16 protein-coding genes are annotated in these 20,728 nt (G+C 60.2%); 7 read left to right on the forward strand and 9 right to left on the reverse strand.

The window, feature by feature from the left end:
• The first annotated feature begins 274 nt into the window (after nucleotides 1-274).
• Both AC3CBN_RS13855 and AC3CBN_RS13860 read left to right on the forward strand, forming a co-directional pair.
• Complete coding sequence (locus AC3CBN_RS13855) at nucleotides 275-1,225, forward strand: cytochrome b/b6 domain-containing protein (protein ID WP_488633595.1); 951 nt, start codon at nucleotides 275-277, stop codon at nucleotides 1,223-1,225.
• On the forward strand, nucleotides 1,218-1,973 hold the full coding sequence (locus AC3CBN_RS13860; protein WP_488633596.1) for a molybdopterin-dependent oxidoreductase: 756 nt from the start codon (nucleotides 1,218-1,220) through the stop codon (nucleotides 1,971-1,973). Before AC3CBN_RS13855 ends, AC3CBN_RS13860 begins: the two co-directional genes overlap by 8 nt.
• Nucleotides 1,974-2,074: 101 nt before the next feature.
• Here the strand turns inward: AC3CBN_RS13860 and AC3CBN_RS13865 are convergent, their stop codons facing one another.
• The gene (locus AC3CBN_RS13865) at nucleotides 2,075-2,782 is read right to left on the reverse strand and encodes a hypothetical protein (RefSeq protein ID WP_488633597.1); all 708 of its coding nucleotides are present in this window, start codon (nucleotides 2,780-2,782) and stop codon (nucleotides 2,075-2,077) included.
• 763 nt (nucleotides 2,783-3,545) lie between these two features.
• Here AC3CBN_RS13865 and AC3CBN_RS13870 point away from each other — a divergent pair.
• Nucleotides 3,546-4,013 carry a hypothetical protein gene (locus AC3CBN_RS13870; RefSeq protein WP_488633598.1) on the forward strand — a complete coding sequence of 156 codons (468 nt, stop codon included), beginning with the start codon at nucleotides 3,546-3,548 and terminating at the stop codon, nucleotides 4,011-4,013.
• 735 nt (nucleotides 4,014-4,748) lie between these two features.
• On the opposite strand, the gene AC3CBN_RS13875 is transcribed toward AC3CBN_RS13870, so the two are convergent.
• Both AC3CBN_RS13875 and AC3CBN_RS13880 read right to left on the reverse strand, forming a co-directional pair.
• Complete coding sequence (locus tag AC3CBN_RS13875; RefSeq protein ID WP_488633599.1) at nucleotides 4,749-4,910, reverse strand: hypothetical protein; 162 nt, start codon at nucleotides 4,908-4,910, stop codon at nucleotides 4,749-4,751.
• A 358-nt stretch (nucleotides 4,911-5,268) separates the two neighbouring features.
• Nucleotides 5,269-6,390, reverse strand: coding sequence for a fatty acid desaturase family protein (locus AC3CBN_RS13880; RefSeq protein ID WP_488633600.1), 1,122 nt, complete (start codon nucleotides 6,388-6,390; stop codon nucleotides 5,269-5,271).
• A 513-nt stretch (nucleotides 6,391-6,903) separates the two neighbouring features.
• On the opposite strand from AC3CBN_RS13880, the gene AC3CBN_RS13885 reads away from it, so the two are divergent.
• On the forward strand, nucleotides 6,904-7,257 hold the full coding sequence (locus AC3CBN_RS13885; RefSeq protein WP_488633601.1) for a YciI family protein: 354 nt from the start codon (nucleotides 6,904-6,906) through the stop codon (nucleotides 7,255-7,257).
• 165 nt (nucleotides 7,258-7,422) lie between these two features.
• Nucleotides 7,423-7,953 (forward strand): dihydrofolate reductase family protein, encoded by a 531-nt coding sequence (locus tag AC3CBN_RS13890; RefSeq protein ID WP_488633602.1) that lies wholly within the window; start codon nucleotides 7,423-7,425, stop codon nucleotides 7,951-7,953.
• 515 nt (nucleotides 7,954-8,468) lie between these two features.
• On the opposite strand, the gene AC3CBN_RS13895 is transcribed toward AC3CBN_RS13890, so the two are convergent.
• From AC3CBN_RS13895 to AC3CBN_RS13915, 5 genes are all read right to left on the reverse strand, one after another.
• Entirely contained in the window at nucleotides 8,469-8,837 is a 369-nt protein-coding gene (locus AC3CBN_RS13895; RefSeq protein WP_488633603.1) for a hypothetical protein, read from the reverse strand.
• A 1,180-nt stretch (nucleotides 8,838-10,017) separates the two neighbouring features.
• Complete coding sequence (locus tag AC3CBN_RS13900) at nucleotides 10,018-11,451, reverse strand: amidohydrolase family protein (RefSeq protein ID WP_488633604.1); 1,434 nt, start codon at nucleotides 11,449-11,451, stop codon at nucleotides 10,018-10,020.
• 57 nt (nucleotides 11,452-11,508) lie between these two features.
• Nucleotides 11,509-12,801 (reverse strand): acetyl-CoA C-acyltransferase, encoded by a 1,293-nt coding sequence (locus AC3CBN_RS13905; protein WP_488633605.1) that lies wholly within the window; start codon nucleotides 12,799-12,801, stop codon nucleotides 11,509-11,511.
• A 34-nt stretch (nucleotides 12,802-12,835) separates the two neighbouring features.
• Nucleotides 12,836-13,324, reverse strand: coding sequence for a peptide-methionine (R)-S-oxide reductase MsrB (gene msrB / locus AC3CBN_RS13910; RefSeq protein WP_488633606.1), 489 nt, complete (start codon nucleotides 13,322-13,324; stop codon nucleotides 12,836-12,838).
• Between the two features lie 97 nt (nucleotides 13,325-13,421).
• Complete coding sequence (locus AC3CBN_RS13915) at nucleotides 13,422-13,799, reverse strand: TraR/DksA family transcriptional regulator (protein ID WP_488633607.1); 378 nt, start codon at nucleotides 13,797-13,799, stop codon at nucleotides 13,422-13,424.
• Between the two features lie 384 nt (nucleotides 13,800-14,183).
• Here AC3CBN_RS13915 and fusA point away from each other — a divergent pair, with 384 nt between their 5' ends.
• Entirely contained in the window at nucleotides 14,184-16,313 is a 2,130-nt protein-coding gene (gene fusA, locus AC3CBN_RS13920) for an elongation factor G (RefSeq protein ID WP_488633608.1), read from the forward strand.
• A gap of 30 nt (nucleotides 16,314-16,343) precedes the next feature.
• Here fusA and AC3CBN_RS13925 read toward each other — a convergent pair whose 3' ends face one another.
• Complete coding sequence (locus AC3CBN_RS13925) at nucleotides 16,344-19,418, reverse strand: sensor histidine kinase (RefSeq protein ID WP_488633609.1); 3,075 nt, start codon at nucleotides 19,416-19,418, stop codon at nucleotides 16,344-16,346.
• A 293-nt stretch (nucleotides 19,419-19,711) separates the two neighbouring features.
• Between AC3CBN_RS13925 and AC3CBN_RS13930 the strand changes: the two genes are divergently transcribed.
• Nucleotides 19,712-20,290: a response regulator gene (locus AC3CBN_RS13930; protein ID WP_488636734.1), complete on the forward strand. Its 579-nt coding sequence runs from the start codon at nucleotides 19,712-19,714 to the stop codon at nucleotides 20,288-20,290.
• The last annotated feature ends 438 nt before the right edge of the window (nucleotides 20,291-20,728 follow it).

The raw sequence follows: 20,728 nt of genomic DNA on the forward strand, positions 1-20,728 counted from the left end.
TTTGCCGGTAATCAGCAGGCCAGTGGGCGCATCTGAACCAGAATCTTAGCTTGCGGCGCAGGCCGATCGGGTTAGCTGGTCCGCCCGAATAGTGTCCGCTTTGGGTTGCGGACTCAACCGGTCAATGCAATACCCAAAGTTTGTGCAAGCAGGGGAACAAGAGCGGCAATCCACAATGTTGCGAGCCAACAGGGTAGCCAAGTGCCCCAAGAATCTTGTCGCGAGTACACTGTGTCGATATTGGCCTGTCACCGCTTCTCCGGAGTGCACCGCCATGAACGCGCAAAGCGCCTTCGAAACCAGCAGCGTTTCCGTAACACCCGGGCCTTCGACGACATCTTCACGGCTGATTTATCGTCATACGCTGCCGATCCGGATCATGCACTGGATCAACGTGATCGCATTGACGCTGATGCTGTTCAGCGGCCTGCAGATCTTCAACGCGCATCCGAATCTCTATTGGGGCAATCGATCCGATCAGGGCAAGGAATGGCTGGCTCTGGGTGCGCATGAGGATGCTGCAGGAAATCTGATCGGCACCACGCGCATCGGCCAGCATCAATTCACCACCACCGGCGTACTCGGCGTTTCCAAAGGCAGCGACGGCACACCGGTGGTGCGCGGCTTTCCATCCTGGCTCACGGTCCCTAGTGCTGGTTGGCTGGCCATGGGCCGGCGCTGGCACTTTTTCTTTGCGTGGGTGTTTGTGCTCAACGGGCTTTGCTATATCAGCTACTCGTTCGCCAAAAAACATCTGCAACGCGATATGTGGCCGACGCGTGCTGACTGGCGCGGTATTGGCCGCTCCATCCTCGATCACATCCGTTTCAAGCACCCCCATGGAGCCGAGGCGCTGCGTTACAACATTCTGCAACGGCTCGCTTATCTGACCGTGATTTTCATCTTCGGCATCGGCATTGTACTGATGGGTCTGGCGATGTCACCGCGCTTGGATGCCGTACTCTCGCCCATGGTGGAGGCCGTGGGTGGGCGCCAGTCGGCGAGGTCGATTCATTTCATCATCGCCTGTGCGTTTGTCGCCTTCGTGTTGATTCATCTCTTCGAGGTGCTAGTCAGCGGTGTCTTCAATCAGCTGCGCGGGATGGTTACTGGTTACTACAAAATCGATGCGGTCATGCCTGAGCCAGTGGCGCCTGCTGAAGTCGCTCCCGACCGTGTCGTCGCCGAACAAACGCCCATCGTGGAGGAACCTCGCCATGAGTAATCGCCGATCGTTTCTGCGCATGGCCGGCATGGGTGCAGTGGGTATTCTCCTCGCCGGTTGCGACCGTATTTCCCAGAGCGGCTTGGGCACCCGCGTGTTGGGCAGTGCCGAAGGATTGAACCGTCGAGTGCAGGCGCTGCTGTCACCTTCCAGTGCCATGGCAAAAGAATATTCCGAAGCCGAGATCTCCTCGGTGTTTCATCCCAATGGCACGACCATGCCAGGCACGCCCGCCTATCAGGCATTGATGGCGAACCAGTTTCGCGATTACAAATTACAAGTGGACGGGCTGGTCAGCCGGCCGGCGAGGCTATCGATCGACGACCTGAAAAGGCTGGATGACCGCACCCAGATCACCAGGCACGATTGCGTGGAGGGCTGGAGCGCCATCGGCAAGTGGCGGGGCACCTTGCTCTCGGCCGTGCTCGACCATGTGGGCGTAAGCCCCCAGGCAGAATTCGTCGTCTTCCATTGCTTCGACGAAATGGACGTGGATACACCCTACTACGAGAGCGTGGACATCCGCGAAGCGAGACACCCCCAGACTTTGCTGGCCTTCGCGTTGAACGACCAACCGCTACCGATACCGAACGGCGCGCCATTGCGCCTGCGCCTTGGCCGACAGCTTGGCTACAAACAGGCCAAGTACATCAGCCGCATCGAGCTGGTGAGATCATTCGAGGACATCGGTGATGGCAAAGGTGGCTATTGGGAAGACCAGGGCTATGAGTGGTATGCCGGCATCTGATCCGAGGTCGGCAACCTAACCCTGCAAAATTGTCGGATCCGAACTTGTCCATGGCGTATGAACAAGTTCGGATCGCCACGATGGCTTCAACGCATCGAGTGTTACATCGGCGGCGCGGTACCGTTAAGCCCAACTGCCACGAATCCGGCAGCTACCGGGTTGCCCGGCTTGCCCGCCACGAACACGCGCGCGCCCTTGACGATAGCGCTCTTGTCGGCTGGCGCGAATGTCACTACCGGCGTAGTCGCTGACACATCGATCGTCTTCTCGCCCGTACCGTAATCGACGACAAGCGTGCGTGCTCCACTGCCTGTGGCCGTCTTCACCGTGCCGTTGGTCATCGCCGATTGCATGGCCGAACCACCGCCGGCCCTGCTGCTCTTGACGGTGCCATTGGTCATCGCCGACGACTTCACGCTGCCGTTGGTCATGGCCGATCCACCGCCACCATGGGCGGGCAGATCCCAGGCGTAATCGCCCAGGCCCGTGCCCTTCATCGCCGGCGGAAACACAACCACTTCCAGTGCGTTGGCGGAGGCGCCATGCGGCACGTTCGCCGAACCGATGAATGAGCCTGGCTGGATCGCGTCAAGACTGCTCGGCACCACACCAGCGATATGCGTATCGGCTCCTATCGCGACGTTCTGCGTGCCTGTCGTCGTCTGCACCGTAAAGCCAGTGGCCGTTACATCCGTCACGGTTCCGCGCACATGCACCGCGGCATCCGCGGCGATCGCGGGTACGGCGGCCGACATCGCGATGGCCATGCCGGCAAGTAAAAGTTTTTGTTTCAAATAGCTACGTTTCATGACTAACAACCTCAAGTAGAGATAACAGATCAGGCGGTGATCACGGTTATTTCGCCTGAGAACGCTTGAAGGTTACTCAGAGGATGTTGGAACGGCATGAAAATGGAGGACGTGGAGAAGGGTGAGGGCACCAGAGGTGTATACCCCGTCAGGCTAAAAGCGCCCATCGATCCCCCACGAGCCTCCAGACACAGCAGCGATGGCAATTAGGTCCGCTCTGGGTTGCGGACATTTCCGGCTTGCCGGCTAGTCCCCCTGATCACAAAGACCGCTTTTAGCGAGAAGCTGTTGTTTACTCATCCGGCAGCCATTACCTTGCCCGAAGCCCCATTTACCTCGTTCTTTGGATTCGCGGTTTCAAATCTTTGGCGTCACACGTGCAGGTAACAAGAAAAGGCGCATGCTCACCGCGAGGCAACATATGAACTCGTCGCGTAAAGCTGAGGGCGCGCCATGCACGCCGACAACTATCTCAATTTGCTTTACCTGTTTCCACACAAGATCCGGTTCGAACCGCGTCCGGCTGGAGACGATGACAGAGAACACTATTGCTGGGTTGCGGGACACTTGGAACCACGGGCGCCATGGGCACTCAAGGCATTGAGTTCAGTGGTGCATGGACGGCGTCGCCGGTCTACCGCTGCTTGAGGCTGGTCAGGTCCTGCAGTGGTGAGCATCAGTCTTGGTCACGCCGTCAGCGGGCGCTTCCGTACAAAGATTCTGCGGATCCGCCCCTCACTTTTCGTCTATAGGAGGCAAGCCTATGTCGAAGATCATCGTTGCCCGCTTCAACAACCAGTTCGCCGGATCATCCGTTGTTGATAAGTTGCTTTCATGGGGCGTGAAGCGTGAACACATAGCGATCTGTACCGACGAAAGCGTGGGCAATTCGGAGGCCAGTGCCAGCACGCCCACTTCGGTTCTATCGATGACCGGTCATTTCGCCATGAACGTCGGACAGAAAGCCTTCGAGTTACGGTCGCCGGCTAACCAAACCGATCCGGCGCAATTCGGCCACATGATTGTGGCCGTACAAGTTGAAACAGACGCAACGGTCGACGATATCCGCCGCCTGCTGAGCGCGTCAGGTGCAACTACGGTTGAACTCCTGGATCAAGATCTTCCCAGGGAGGATCCGCGCATGTGGCCGGAGCATGGCCGCGGATCCGAAATCGACGTGGCACGCGCGATTAGCGCATCCCGAGGGGGCGAGCTACGGCGGACCCTCTGAAAGATGGACGCGACCTGAGAGTTCGCCAGCGAGACCGGGTCCAGCATCATCGATCTGTGCCGCCGGCAAATCTGGAAGTTCGTTGATGCTTCCGTGCCGCATACCCAAGAAAATTCCGCTTCGCCTGTACGTCGCCATCCAAGTGACACGACCGTTATCCAGGGGGTTCTGCAAATGCCGCCGATCATCGTTGAGACTCGAATCGAGGGGCCAAACGCATCTGGGCAGTGGCGTGGTCGATGGCATCTTGTCAGTGCAGGAGAATTCATTCCTGGCCGATTTGGCGTTACATCGCACTGGTATGGCTCGGAGTGCGATGCGCACAGGGCGGCTAACGATATGGCTAATCTGGATCGCCGGAATTTGGCAGATATCGGCCGAGCTTTTTGGCTCCGCTAAAGCGCTGGGACGCCTGAACAAGATGGGGCATCCGAACGCGCTCAACGCGCTAAATCAAACCGGGCAGGCAATCCAAGGTCGCCGGGTTTCTTCGTCGCAACGTAGCAACGCATTTCAAGGCTACGCCCGCTCGACTGTGAACTAGAGCGGTGAAGGGTTCGCCTGTGCATGCGGCCATGCCTCGATTGTGTGCGGGCAGACCGCTCTTTCTATGATTGTCAATGTCCGCCTTGGGTCGAAAGCGGACATCGGCATGGTACGAATGCCAGCGCTTGAATGAGCGACTGCCGCGATCAAACGTGGCCAGCGCAAGCGCTATGCAGCGGAGCTGGTCGCCTATTTGGCGTTCTTCTTCTTTTCCTCTTTGGCCGCCTTCTTCTCTTTCATGGTTTTGGCTGGCTTTTTCTTATCGCTTTTTTTCGAATCCATACCCTTGCTCATTTCGCTTCCTCTCTCGTGGTTACGGTTGGTTGCCTGGTACTTCAGGGGCGCGTCCATGAGCCGCTGGTGCATAAGCTTGCACGGATGCCCCGCGAAGGGAAGATTACGCCAAGCTGCGAATTCGTGAAGCTGTTCGGACCCAAAATCTTCGCACCCAGACCCACAGCCAGCCTCGGCCAAGGGTCGGAAGCGGCCATGCCACGCTCGACTTGGGTGGGAGACCATAGGCCGGAACGAGTTCGGTCGATGAACGGGCTAGGCGTGCCGTAGCACCAGGCGCGCCGCTGTATGCGAGCTACGTGTGGTGACCAGTTGGAGAGGGCAGGGCCAACGCATATGGGACATCGCCCAAGTGGACTGCCCTGGGAATCCCGGAAGCCATGTGGTTCGAGTCACGCAGGGACGGCCAACTTGCTTATCTGCCCATGCGCCGCAGCCAGCGATAGTGCGAGGCGATACCGGCGGCGAATGAGCGGTTCGCATGGTACGGCACTCCGTATTCGAGGCAGGTCGTTTCGATCACGCGGGCAATGGCCGGATAGTGGATGTGACAGATGCGTGGAAACAGGTGGTGCTCGATCTGAAAGTTCAGACCTCCGACCAGCCAGGTGATCACCCGGCTGTCGCGCGAGAAGTTCACAGTGGTTTCGAGCTGGTGAATTGCCCATGGCGTGTCCATGCGCCCCGATTCGTTGGGGGGCGGGAACGACGCCTCTTCCACCGCATGCGCCAGCTGAAACACCAGCGCGAGCAGCAGGCCTGCAACCACCGCGACAATCGTGTAGTACAGCAAGACAGCGCCAATCGAATGAAATGCCAGAGGCAAGCCGAAGGCGAGGGTGAAGAAAACCACTTTGCCGAGTACGAAGACCGCCAGATCCTTACCCCGCGGCCGTGGAATCCTGCGCTTGCCAATCGTGGCGGTTACGATGTCGCGGAAGTCGTCATGCAGATGCCAGCTCACAGCCGTGAAGCCGTACAGCACCCAAAGATAGATGTGCTGCCAGCGATGGTGCCAATAGCGTTTTTGGTGCGGCGAAAACCGCGCCAGGGCACCAAGATTGATGTCGCTGTCGTAGCCGTCAATATTGACGTAGGTGTGGTGAAAGTGAGCGTGCTTCCAATGCCAGATGTACGAACTGCCACCGACCAGGTCAAGCGTTCTGGCCATCCACTTGTTGATCGAGCGCCGCTCCGAATACGCCTGGTGACCGGCATCGTGCTGAATATTGAAGCCGATCTGCGCCGTGACGATGCCAAGCACAACACTGAGCAACAGGCCCTGCCACCACGTCGCTGCGAAAAGCACCAGGAGCACATACGAGGCAATGAAAGATGTGAGGATGATCGCCGACTTCAGATACATGCGCGCACTGTCGCGCTGCTGGCGCCCACTGTGCTTGAAATAATCGTCGACACGCCGCCGTAACTCGCGATGGAAAGTGTTGTCGCCGCTGAATTTCAGCCTGTCGGTGGTGGCGTCCACTGGCGAAGATCGAACGGCATCGGCCGTGCGATGGGGTGATTCTAGGGACATTGCGCGCACTCGGGGGATGTAAGTGCATGATAGTCGATGCACTGATAAACGGGCGTTGGGACTGCGATCCCGTCATGAAATCAAGCAAAGTACCGGTTTCATGCCCTGTGTTCCACGTGGCAATCTCGGTGGGCGAATGGTGTCCGCCATGAGTCTAAAGCGGGCCTCAGCATCATCAAAAAACCGATCGACAGCAACAAGGCCGAAGATACGGGACCAGGCAAAACGCCCGCACACCAAAACAGCACCCTGACTCCCGTGGTTTTCGGTGTTTGAAGATAGTACGGAAAGCCAGGCTCAATCTTGTGCTGGATTCCAGCCTTATCCAGCGCGTCAAGGGCCCTTGTCGATACCTTCCAAGCAGATACTCTGCCTCCTGGCGCGCCCGGAAATTGTTTGATGCGTGCCAATACGGGAAGTTTTCTGACGATTTGTCGAATTCGGGTCCGGCCGTTCGTCGTGATAGTGAGTACCGGCAATCAGGCCGCCTTGAGATGATCTACGGGAAGGGACATGCCGCAATATCTGGTTGCAATTCACCATCCTGAAGACTACGACCCTTCCCTCGAGGGCGAAGCGATGATCCGTGATATCCACGCTCTCAACGAAGAAATGGAGGCCGCGGGCGCCAGATTCTTCGCTGGCGGCCTGGAGTCGGCCAACAAGGCCAAATCGCTGCGTAAGCAGTCAGGTGGCGAGGTGGTCGTTACCGATGGACCTTACGTTGAGACCAAGGAGCACGTTGGCGGTTTCTGGATACTGGATGCCACTGATATGAATGAGGCGCTGGCGTGGGGACGCAAGGCCGTAGTCGCCTGTCGCGTACCGGTCGAGGTGCGGGCGTTTCTTCGGTCGAACCGGCAATAAATTTGAACGACGTTTGCTTTCTGCTGCGACCGCTTGAAGTCGCAGTCGAAAGTGGACCTCCGGCTATGGGTCACACCGACAAAGCGGCGCGCAGATGGTGTCCAATCTCACTTCTGCACAGTGGCGGCTCAAACTATCCTGAATACCCTGGCGTGGAGATTTTCCATGGCGAAGCTTGTCTTCGGAATGAACCAGTCCCTCGATGGCTACGTCGACCATCAGGCATTTGGGCCTGGTCCGTCGCTCTTTCGTCACTTCATAGAGCAAGTGCGCGGCCTGACGGGCAGTGTGTACGGTCGCCGTATGTACGAGGTCATGCGTTATTGGGACGAAGACTCTCCCGAGTGGGGCGCGGATGAACGCGACTTCGCGGCGGCGTGGCGGAGCCAGCCGAAGTGGGTCGTGTCGCGCTCGCTGAAGTCAGTCGGCCCGAACGCTACCCTTGTCGCCGATGACATCGAGGCGGTGATACGGGGGCTGAAGGCAGAGCTCGCTGGGGAGATCGAAGTCGCCGGACCAGACCTGGCGCGAAGCCTGACCGACCTTGGTCTTATCGACGAGTATCAACTCTACGTTCACCCTGTCGTGCTGGGTCGCGGCAAGCCATTCTTCGCCGGCCCTCGGCCGCCGCTCCGCCTCGTAGCCAGCGATCTAATCGGCGAGGACGTGATTAGGTTGACGTACGTTCCTGCTTAATTGCGCGACGCGCACAACGGACGACGCCGACGCATCAGGTCCGGATTGGGTCGAAAGCGGACCTTTGGTTATGGGCGGTAACGAAGCAAATGATTCCGGGTGACGATCACATAGGCCCCCACTAGTACGGGTGTAGTTACTAAAGGAGTTGCTAGCAAGGTGAAGAAAGCCAGCACCGGCAAGCTCATCAACCACTCCTCAACCCTCAGGAACGCCGCAAGACCAAGCAACAAGGCCAAAGCGGACAAAGTGGCTGATACGGCCCATGGTATCGTCGAGCTGAGTTGGCAGTGCTCGCACTTCACAGAAACACGCGCAGTTGACGGCCCCGGAAGTAGGTCCCAGATCGACATCGGTGTCCCGCGACCACACCAAGCGCATACAACATTGACCCCGACTCTCATCCCTGGCCCAGTCCCTTTTTGTAAGAACGCCATCCCACTTTGGTATGTCCGTTTAGGGTCGGAAGCGGACGTTTTCGATGTAGTGTTCAGCCCGTCCCAAGTCGTTGGCAATCAGATTCGCGAAACGATGTTCTGGATCATCGGCCGGGTATATCTATCTTCAGGTGACACATCTCGGCCGTCACAGTCGTGATAGAACTCCCCCTGATCAAATGCCGTGTAGACGTCCCAAGCGAAGTCAGGCATTGCGTGCGGATGGTTGGCATGGGCAAAGCCAAAGAGCAAGTTCATCGCGGAATCGCCAGAACGAAAATCGATCCGGGTTGCCGCATATTCGTGGGCGACAAAGCTGGCGAAAGCGTTACAGAAGTCAGAATGGCTCCAGCCATTTGAAGCGCATAGCGAACCGACGCTCCCGGCATCGAGCGGAACGTCATTCATTGCTTCATTAGCAAGATCTTCCAGTCCGGGCGTTCCCACCAATCCCTCCCCTTCTGCAATAAGGTCCGCTCCTGGTCGGAAGCGCCCCCTCGCCAATTAAGTGTTTACGTCCATGTCAGGCTTGTCCGCTATGGGTCGCAAGCGGACCTTATCAGCGGGCCAGCCGCTCAGCCACCGTGGAGCTTCCGCTTGCGGCCAGAAGCTGACATCCAACGCTGGAGTTAAGCGGCGGCGAAGCTTTCCGCCTTGAACGAGATGTTAGGGCGATGGTTATTGCGCAATGCACAAGCTGATCCAAGCTATTACCAAAGGTACATAGACGGCCAGCGTGATACGAAGCTTCCATGCCCTGCGAAGAAGTTGGGGATCCGCGAGCGATTCTGGCTTACGCGTGAAAAGAAAGCTGACTAGGTACGCCGGAGAATAGACACTAAACATCGTAGGGCTGCCCATGCGCACATACATTGCGGAGTGGTCACGGCGTAGGACGCGATAGAGACTGGAGACCGAAAGCAACCAGTAGATGGTCACAGGTGCCAGAACGATTCCTACTGCAAGAAGTGCGATAGCTTCCATGAGCCTTAGCCACTGAATATGCGGCCCCTTGGGCCCGGTTATACATCCTTGAGCGCGCCCGGAAATTTAAGCGTAACCCCTGTTCTCACTGGAGCCTATCTCTGCTTGGTCCGGTTAACAACCAAACGAATAACCGGACGGAGGAGACGGGTTAGGGACTGTCCGCAACGGGTCGGAAGCGGTCATCCCTTCCGAATTGACTATCTAGTCAACAGAACAACAGTTCCACAAGCCAGCGGGGCGATTGCCATGCCAAGAGCGAAGCGTCCCCAGAGTCCTGTGGGCTTGTTAGTGAATGCAACCGCCGACCCAAGCAGCGCTGTTGCCGCGTAGAACACGAAGCCCACTGGAAAGATAGCCAAGAGGTAGGTCAGGCCGGTTTTGTCGAGGCCTGAAACAAAGACTGAGTAGAAGCAAGCTACCGCGCAAAGCAGGAAAAGCGGAGTCAGCGCTCCGAGGACCACGACAGCCTTGGGCCTCCATCTTTCCGAGGTTCTTACTGACCATATAAGTGCTGCGAACAGCCCGAATTCCAGTAGGCAGGCCACCGCCGTAAGCATGCCGTCGCTTAAAAGCATCCAGTTTCCCTCTGATTTCGTGAGTCCAGAACTGTCCGCTTCGGGTCGAAAGCGAACATTCAAACTCAATGCAAACCCACCGTGCCATGCATGGCGGTGAAGATCTTTTGCGTGTCGTAGCCGACGCCGTTCTTGAACACCAGCGGCATGTGTTCCACGGCGGTGGTGTCTTTTACCGGGTCACCGTCGATCACCACGATGTCGGCGCGTTTGCCGACCACCAATGTGCCGACGTCCTGATCGCGGCCGAGGTATTTGGCGCCGTTATAGGTGGCGATTTTGACGGCCTGCTCGAACTTGAAGCCTGCTTCGACGAGCAGTTCGATTTCGCGCTTGGACGAGAAGCCAGGCACCACGCCGCCATAGCCGGTCGGGTCGGTGCCAGCCAGCAGCGTGCCGCCTGCATCGGCGTACCGCTTTTCCAGGCGAGCCAGCTTCACGTACATATCGGTTGAATAGCGGCCCTTGCTGGTCTGTACTTTGCTCCAGGTTTCTTCGTATTGCGCGCGCACTTCGGGAAGCATCAGATCGAGGGCGCCCTGAGGTGCCTTGGGGCGACCCGACAGGAAGGTTTCGAAGACCGTCAGCGTGGAGGTGAGTGCCACGTGGTGGTCGATCATCAGCTTGAGCAGCGACTTCACCTCGGGCGACTTTGGGTTCATCGCCGCCAGCGATTGGGCTACGTCGGCGCTACGCGGACATTCGTCGGGATGCTTGTCCTTGACGAAATCGGTGGCCACGAAGAATCCGTGCTCGAGATTGTCGATGCCCATGTCCACCGCCTCGCGATAGGTCACCGAGCACAGGTGCGCTGTGACCTTGTGGTCGCGCTGGTGGGCCACCTCGATGACGCGCTGCAATTCCGCGCGCGTGATTTGCATGTATGCCTTGTAAGAGGTGACGCCTTCGTCCGCCCAATAGTTGACCGTGCGCTCCGCGTCATCCACGCCGCTGAGTACGTGGACGGCAGGAATGGGCAGGCCAGGGCCGTTGAGGTAAGGGCCGGTAACGTCCATGTCGGGGCCGATCACTTCACCGCGAGTGATGGCGTCGCGAACGTTGATGTCGGCATAGGGCATCATGGAGCCCGCCGTGCGCATGGTCGTGGTGCCGCCGGCGAGATAGAGGCGTGGGAAGCTGAAGCTCATCTCGTTGTATTCGGCGCCGCCTGCCGGATAGAACATGTGTTCGTGCACCATCACGAAGCCGGGAAGCAGGGTCTTGCCTTGCGCGTCGATGATCGTGGCGCCATCAGGCAGCTTGACCCGGCTGGTTTTGCCGAGTGCGACGATGCGGCCGTTGTCGACCAGCAGGGTTTGATCGCGTGCCGCCTTGTTGCCGGTGCCATCGACCACAGTGGCGTGGGTGAATGCGATGACGGGCTGGGCATAGGCGACGAACTCGCTGCCGGCAGCCGGCGCTTTTTCAGCCGCCTGCGCGGATATCGACGACAGCAAGCCAACCAGGATCATCGCGCGAAGCGATTGCTGCAGTGCCATGGTGCTCCCCCAATGGAATGTGGGCAGCATCCTAGCAAACGCTGATGGTCGTTTGGGTTAGCCCGCTTCGAGCAGCGCCACCGTGCCCTGTCCGCCGTCCGCGCAGATGCTGACGATGGCTCGCGTGCCCGGCGGAAGTGCGGCCAGTTCCTTGACGGCCTGGCTGAGGATGCGCGCACCCGTGGCGCCAAATGGATGGCCAAGGGCGAGGCTGCCGCCGTTGGGGTTCATCAGGTCGCGCGGAAATGCACCGAAATCGCGGTCCACACCGGCCTTGCGGGTGAGAAAATCTCGGCTCTGCAACGCCTCGATGTGCGACAGCACTTGCGCGGCGAACGCCTCATGGATCTCCCACAGGCCAATATCCTGGTAGTTGAGTCCATGGCGTGCGAGCAGGCGCGGAATGGCGAAGGCCGGTGCCATCAACAAGCCTTCGGTTCGGAAATCGACAGCGGCGATCTCCCAGTCAATCAGTTTTACCCGAGGCACATGGCTAGGCAGGCGATCAAGCCCGCGCTGCGTGGCCACCCAGAGGCTGGCTGCGCCGTCGGTGAGCGGTGACGAATTGCCTGCAGTGAGCGTGCCCTGGCCGCTGGTGCGGTCGAAAGCCGGTGGCAGCTTGGCGAGTTTTTCCAGCGATGTGTCCGCGCGGGGAATGCTGTCGCGACGGAAATCGCCCATCGGTATCACCAGATCATCAAAGAATCCGTTGGTCCACCCAGCGACGGCGTTGCGATGGCTCTCATAGGCGATCTGGTCCTGGTCCTCGCGCTTGAGGTGCCATTCCTTCGCGGTGATTTCGGTGTGCTCGCCCATGCTGAGCCCGCTCGTGCGATTGACGATGCCTGGGATGTACAGCCTGATATCGCCAAACTTGAGCGACAGTGCATGCGACATCTTTTCGCCCAGCGAACGCGCCTTCTGGAAGCGGCGAATCCAATCGGAGAGTCGCTGGTTAAGTCCAAGCTGGATCCGGCTGAGGCTGTCCACGCCACCCACAAGCGCCAGTTGCATGCTGCCGTCATCGAGCATGCCGGCCGCTTCGATCATGCCGATCATGCTGGTGGAGCAGGCCATGATGGTGGAGAACGCAGGTATGGTGGCCGGCGCGCCCGCGTCCATCAGCACCTCGCGCGCGAGGTTGCTCCAGATGAGGTTGGGCACGACCGTGCCCCATACGGCGAAATCGGGCGTTTTGCCATTGGGCAGACTGTCCAGCATATGACGCGCCACCGGTACCGAAAGCGCGATGGCATCGTAAGAAGCCAGCGCTCCGTCCACCTTGGCGAACGGTGTGCGCACGCCCGCAGCGAGCCACACCGGGTGGCGATAACGCGAGTGGAGAGTCATATGCAGGTTTCCTGGCTGTGAATGGGCGGCGGAGTTACGCCGCGATGAAATTCCAGGCGACGCCTTCGGGGGCGCCGCGCCCAAGCTTGTCGGGCAACGGGTCGGTGGCGGCGACAAACTCGAGGGAAACCGAATTGATGCAGTAGCGCTGATGCGTGGGCGGCGGGCCATCGTCGAACACATGGCCCTGATGGCTTCCGCAGCGGACGCAGCGAATTTCCGTGCGCACCATGCCGTGGCTGCTGTCACGCACGTAGGTCAGGTGGCCTTCGTTGAACGGCGCGGTGAAGCTCGGCCAGCCAGTGCGGCTGTCGAACTTGCTGCCGCCAAGGAACAGCGGCAAACCGCACAGCCTGCAGCAATACACACCGGCGCGCTTCTCCGTGAGCAGTACGCCGCAGAACGGCGACTCGGTGCCGTGTGCGAGCAGCACGTTGCGCTCCTCCGAAGTAAGCGTCGATGTGAGCTGGTCAAGCTGCGGCGGTGAAGGGGGCGAGAGGTCGAACGGGGTAGGGGTACTCACGAGATGCTCCTCGGCGATCCTTGGCTTGGGGAGCCGGCAGGTAACCGCCGGCGCTGTGCCCATGATCGTGGCGGACGCCGTCGATTCAAGTGGGAGACTAGGAACGCTCGCTGTCCCGTTCCTCATCGAGGGTGAAAATGGCCTCGGGCGTCGCTTCCAGGCGCGCTTTGGGAATCGGTTTGCCGCTGAGATCGGAAAAGCCGTATGTACCGTCCGCGATCTTCTGCAAGGCGCGCTCGATATGCTTCACGCGCCGCGCGTCCACGTCGCGCTGGGCCTGGCGCACTTCTTCCTGCGCCATGTCCTGCGCTTCGTCCTCGAATTCTGCCGCTTCGTCCCCGTGCTGTTCCTCGAACGAGCGGCGGCTTTCGTTGGAGGACAGTTCGCCTCCCAATACCTGCTGTTGCAGCGCCTCCAGCCGCTTGCGCTGCTGTGCAATGAATTCCGGGCTCAGCGTGACCTGCTCAGCGGACATGGGCGCGTCTCCAAGGGAAGATAAGAGCCAGCAGCTATGGCATAGCCGCCGTTTGGGCGCGGTGAAGGCCCGAGGCCATGAAAAAAAGTGGCGTGACGCGCGCCTGGCGATGCTTGCTGCGCGGCGTCGTGTTGGCCGGGACGGATCACTTTGCATGGATGATTCCATGCGCATGTGACGGGCGAGCAAGGCAAGCGAGCAGGCGGCGCGGCGGGGCTCCCTGTTTTTCCGAAAGTCAAGGATATCGGCAGCATTTTCTCCATGGGATAGGGCCTTCACGCGGCATTGATGACGGACTGGTTGACCCTATGTCATAGAGAGTGCCGGGCAGTGCGCGTCATCGCATGATCCGGTGTGGGGACGGATTATTGGGACAGGATCAATATGGCTCGGCAGAAAGCGCTTCGGCTTTACCGCAACATCGGCATCATCGCTCACATCGACGCTGGCAAGACCACCACGACTGAGCGCGTGCTCTATTACACGGGCAAAAAACATCAGATCGTCGACGTACACGACACCAAGGAAGGCAAGGGGTCGACCACCACTGACTATCTGGAGCAGGAGCGCAAGCGCGGCATCACGATTCAGTCCGCCGCTGTCTCCACCGAGTGGAAAGGGCACCAGATCAACCTGATCGATACGCCGGGGCACGTCGACTTCACCATCGAAGTGAACCGCAGCCTGCGCGTGCTCGACGGCGCCGTGGTGGTGTTCGATGGAGTGGCCGGCGTGGAGCCGCAGACCGAAACCAACTGGCGCCTGGCTGACCAGTACAACGTGCCGCGCCTCTGCTACATCAACAAGATGGATCGCATCGGCGCGAATTTCGCTCACTGCGTGAAGGGAATTCGGGAGCGTCTTGGCGCCAACGTATTGCTATGCCAGATCCCGTTGGGCAGCCATGACGAATTCATCGGCATGGCAGATCTGGTGGCGGGCGTGGGTTATCTGTGGAAGGGCGACGACAAGGACAGCCCCTGGGATACCGTGCCGCTCGATGAAATTGCCAGTCGAGTGAAATTTTCAGCCGTGGGTGACCAGGAATGGGTAGCCAGCCTTGCGAAGCTGCGCGAGGAAACGTTGGAGCGCGCGTTGTCGATGGACGATGATGCGTTCGAGAAGCTGATCGAAACGGGTGAGTACGACGCCGATACGCTCAAGGCGTGCGTCCGCAAGGGCTGCGTGTCGGGCAAACTCGTACCCGTGTTCTGCGGCTCGTCCTATCGCAACAAGGGCGTGCAGCAATTGTTGGACGCCGTGATCGATTACCTGCCGTACCCGGGCGAAAACGGCGGTATCGCGCTGGTTGATGAAGATGGTCACGTAATCGGCGACCAGGGCGTGGTGGATGAAGCGCCGGCGCGTGCGCTGGCATTCAAGGTGATCAACGACCAGTTCGGTACGCTCACCTTCTGTCGCATTTATTCGGGTGTGATCAAGAAGGGCGACACCTTGATCAACGTCACGCGCGGCAAGAAGGAGCGTGTCGGCCGCATCGTGGAAGTGCAGGCCAACGCCACGCGCGAAATCGACGAAGTGCGCGCCGGTGATATCTGCGCCTTCGTGTCGATGAAGGAGACGGAGACGGGCGACTCGCTGTCTGATCCGGCTCATCCGGCATTGCTCGAGCGCATGCGCTTCCCGGACCCGGTGATCAGCGTGTCGGTGGAACCGAAGCATCGCAACGACATCGACAAGCTTTCCACGGCGCTCTACAAGATGGTGAAGGCTGACCCTTCGCTGCGCCTGGAAGTGGACAAGGAAACCGGGCAGACCGTGCTCAAGGGCATGGGCGAGCTGCACCTGGAAGTCACCATTGATCGCATGCGCACCGAGCTTGGCGTGGACGCCAGCATGGGCAAGCCGAAGGTCAGCTTCCGCGAGGCGTTCGGTCACGCGGTCGAGCACACCTATACGCACAAGAAGCAGTCGGGCGGCTCTGGCCAGTTTGCCGAGGTGACCATGGTGTTCGAACCTCATGCGTCGGGCAGTGGCGTAGTGTTTGCCGACGAGATCGTCGGTGGTCGCGTGCCACGCGAATATATTCCGGCGGTTGAGCACGCGGTGACGGTGGAGTCGCGCGAAGGGCAGGTGGCCGGCTATGAGGTTGTGGATTTCAAGGTCCGCCTGATCGATGGCAAGTACCACGACGTGGATTCCTCCGCCTTGGCCTTCGAGATCGCTGCGCGCCAGTGTTTTCGAGAGGCGCATCGACTCAGCAAGCCCAAGCTGCTCGAGCCCGTGATGCGTCTTGAAGTAGTGACCGAGGCCGATTACCTGGGTGACGTGATTGGCGACATCAATCGCCGCCGCGGCACGGTCAGCGATCAGGGGCAGAAGGGCCCGCAGGCTTTCGTGCAGGGTTTTGTGCCGCTGGCGGAAATGTTCGGATACATCAACTTCCTGCGTTCGGCCACGCGCGGTCGCGGCACGTTCACCATGGAATTCGACCATTACGAGGAAGTGCCCGCCAACCTCGTCGACAAGCTGATGGAAAAGGAATCGAAGTAAGCGACCGTCGCGCCGTGTTCAAGCCGTGGCTCACGGCGCGACAGGGGGCTTGCGCTTGCGCATACCCGGGTTCTCCGGGGTGTAGGCAGCTCGGCACGGCACGGTGAGTACGAGCTCCGTGCCGTGAGGGTGATGCCGGCGCAGGGTCAGTTGCGCGCTAAGTCGCTCAGCGCGCTCGCGCATGCCCACTACGCCCCAGTGGCCAAATTTCGCGGCCGCTCCGAGGGCGTCGTCCTCGATGCCGCCTCCGTCATCGGTCACGGTGACGCGCAAGGCTCTCGTCTCGTAGGCTACGCGGACATCCACGCGGCTGGCCTGGGCATGGACGAATGCGTTGCGAATGCCTTCGCGTACGATGTCCAGGATCTCATCGAAGGCGCTAGGCAGCAGTGCACGCGGCTTGCCCTCGGTGGTGATGTGAAAGGTGGTGGGATAGTTCGCCGCGAGATTTTCGCCGACAGCCAGTAGAGACTGCACCAGCTCGATGTATTGCGGCCCGTCGCCACGCAGCGAAATGATCTTGCCACGGCCCTCGATCACCATCTGTCTTGCCTGCTCGACGGCCGAGCTGATGACGTCACGGCGTTTGTCGTCCGCGGACATGCCGGCCAGCATGGCTTGCAGACGCAGCAGGAGTCCTTGCACGCCTTGCAGCAACGTATCGTGGATGTCGCGGGCGATGCGCTCGCGTTCGCTCATGCGCTCCGTCAGCTGCAGGTGAACGCGGTCTGCGGCCAGGCGCATGCGCCAGAAAAAGAAAACCACCGTCAGCGCAATGCCTGCGATGGCGCACAGCGTGTAGAACCACCACGTCTGAAAGAACCGCGGCTGGATGGCGAAGCGGACCTCGGCTCCTTGCGTGTTCCATACACCGTCGTCATTCGCCGCCAATACATGGAAGCGATAGTTGCCTGGCCGCAGGTTGGAGTAGAACGCCTCGCGTCGGTTACCCGCATCCTGCCAGTTGGCATCGACACCATCGAGTTTGTAGCGGAAGCGTACGCGCTCCGGGTTGGCGAGGCTAAGCGCGGTATAGCTGAACTGCAGGTTGGCGGTGCCCTTGGGCAGCGTCACCGAAGCCGCCGGTGCATATCGGCTGCCGTCCGCGCTCAGCGACAGGACGGCGACGGGCGGCGGCAATGCATTGATGCGCATGTCCTGTGGCTGGATCCACGCCGGCCCCTGGCTGGTCAGCAACCATACCCGCTGGTCGCCATCGAGCGTGGCCGTGGGGACGCGCGATGCCTGCACCGCAATGCCGGGGAGGCCATCGCGGTAGTCGAACAAGCGATAGGCCGGACGATAACCTTGCTGCTGAAAGGCTGCATTTGCCTCGACGGCCTCGACCAGTACGGCACCCTTGCTGCCGTTGAGCCACAGATCGCCGTTGGCGGTCTGGACAATGCCGGTGATGCCGCCGAAAGCATCATCGTCGGTGACGACCAGCGATTCGATTTTTCCATCGTGCCATCGGGCGAGGCCCAGTTCGCCGCCGATCAGCACGTCCTTGCCGGTCGCGTTGATGGTGGTCACGTTGCCAACCCGGAGGCCATCGGATGCGCCGTAGATCTGTGCGTTATTTCCATCGAAGACGGCGAGCTGGTTGTCCTGATAACCAATCCAGAGATTGCCGTTGGGTGCCGTGCTCAATGCCGTGGGTGTCTGTCCGCTCAAGGCGGTCGTGGGCCCGAGCGCGGACCAGCTGCCATCGTGATAGCGATAGAGCCCGTGTTGTGAAACGGCGAACAAGGGGGCATCGTCGCGGTCGAGCGTGAATGCAGTGATCTTGCCGACGTCGGCCAGTGACGGCAGGGCTATGCTGTCCAGCGCATCGCCGCGTACCCGCATGAGACGGTCGTCGCCCAGCAGCCACAGCACGTCCGAACGGTCGAACAGCGCGGCGCGAATGTCTGGCAAATCGCGCCTGACGACGTGGTTGTCCGGCCCATCCACGCGCAGCAGCATGCCCGCGTTGGCCAGCCAGACCACGCCATCGCCATCGCGCGCCATGGAGTAGTGCTGTCCACTGCCCAGGGTTATCTGTGGCGGCACCGCGAAGCTGTTGCGGTGAAAGCTGGCTAGCCCGAGGTTGGTTCCCACCCAGATGGTGCCTTCCGCATCTTCCAGCAGCGGCACTGTGCGATTGGAAAGGAGACCGTTGCTGCGATTGATAGTCTCGGCGATGTCTTCTGGTCGCAGCGATCGGCCGTTGGCGAGTCGATGGACGGCATCGACGCGATAGATGCCGCTCTCGCCGACATCGGTGCCCCACAAGTTGCCGTACCGGTCGAACAACAGGCGGTGGGCTTCGCCAGACGTCGTGTTGTCGGGTAAATCCAGTCGCTTGGACTGCGGGTGATTGGAAGAGAGGCCGGGGAGGGCTCGTGTGCCGTGCAGATGATCGGACAGCCACAAGGTGCCGTCGGGTGCCTGCATCACCACGCCATACTTGGCTACCTTCTCCTGTGTGTCTTCGAACCGATGCGAGCCTGGGCGAAGGAACACCAGGGATTCACCATCGGTGACCCAGAGCGTGCCGTCGAGATCGACGATGAGCCAGTCGGTGCGCTGGGTCGGATAGTTCCATTCCTTCGCATTGACGGTCTGCCATCGCTGCCCGTCGAAGCGGGCGAGTCCGCCCTCGGTCGCTGCCCAGATGGCACCGTCGCTGGTGCGGGCAAAGGTCAGCACGGCGCCACGAGGAAACGCGTCGCCCGGCAGGTAGTGTTGCAGGTGGCCGTCGCGCAGCACGCTGGCGCCACCGTAGTAGAAGCCGATCCACAAGGTGCCGTCCGGCAGCATGGTCAGGGCGGTGATGTCATTGGAGCGAAAGCGCTCGTCGATGGCGGGCTCGAAGCGCTCGAAGCGCACGCCATCGAAGCGGTAAAGCCCGTTGCCGGTGCCCAGCCAAAGGTAGCCGTCCTTCCCCTGCGCCAGCGCCCAGATATCAGCCGGCGTGCCTTGCTCGACCGTCCAAAGCTTGCGATGGAACTCGGACGGCCCGGCGTGAGCGGCCACGCCAACCAGCCCCAGCCACATCGCAAGCAGCAGAAGCCACCAGCTCTGCCGTCGCTTGGAATTCTTGCCAACAGGTCGTCCGAACACGCTCAATACCTGGGTCCCCGCCTTGCTTGCCGACCGTCTCGCGACAGCATCATTCACCGATGGGAGCATAGTGCGGGCTGCCCGCGACCAGAAGGGCGCGTGGCGCGAACAGAGAATCACCCGATCGGGCATTGAACGCCATGGCCTCGATCCGGATAGTGTCGCCGGGTGCCTCGTGGCGGATTCGCGCTGCATTCGTTCCTGGAGGCGTGACCAGTCATTAGCCGAGGGACCACAACGTGACAGTTGGTGCGGAAAGCATCCGGGTCCTCATTGCCGACGATCATCCGATCATGCGCGATGGCATTGCTGCCGCCATTGAAAGCGATGAGGACATGCGAGTGATCGGGCAGGCTGCCGATGGCGCGGAGGCCATCGTGCGGTATCGCGAACTGCAGCCGGACATTGCCCTTATTGACCTCCAGATGCCCGGCGTGGATGGCCTGCAGGCCATTGCCACCATTAGCGGCGAATATCCGGCCGCCAAGATTATCGTGCTCACTTCGTACCCCGGTGATGCGCGGGTCAAGCGTGCGCTGACCCATGGTGCCTGCGCCTATCTCCTCAAGACGGCGACGCGCGATGAAATCCTCGCCGCCATTCGTTCGGTCATGAATGGTCGACGTGTCGTGGCCTCTGAGGTGGCGGGCGAGATTGCCTCGCATGCCTGGTCGGAGATGCTCAGCGACCGCGAATTGAGTGTGTTGCGACTGGTCGCCACGGGACATACGAACAAGCGCATTGCCGACATTCTCTGCGTGTCCGAAGACACCGTGAAGGCGCGTCTGAAGAACATCATGACCAAGCTCGGCGCGATGGATCGCACGCATGCGGTCACGCTCGCCCGGGATCGCGGCTTCTTCGACGCCTGAGCGACCAGGCGGTGCGGCATGCGCATCCGTTTTGCAGCATGAGGCCACGGCGAAAGAAGCCTACCCGATCGAGTAGGGAAGATTTGCCGCGATAGGGCTTCGCATGGAGCGCGTTCTGGCAAGAATGGTAGGCGAGTTCACTCTCGCTTCGCCCATCCGGTTCATCCGATGACCACAGGCTCACGCGTACGATCTGCGGGAGGCCAAGGGAAGGTTGCGCCTTCGAGCAGCTATCGGGTGTCCGTCATCTGCAGGCCATCAACAAGGAAAGTCTTCATGTCGACGAATGATCCGGCTAACGACGTCAGTCAGCCCAGGCGTGCCTTCCTCAGCGGTGTTGCCACGGTCTCGGCGGCACTGGCATTGCCGATTGCCGGCCTGGCGGTGCCTTCGTCGTCCTTTGGCGCTCCTGTGCCATCTCAACCCCACCACGGAAAA

This window comes from Dyella sp. OK584 (assembly GCF_057787755.1).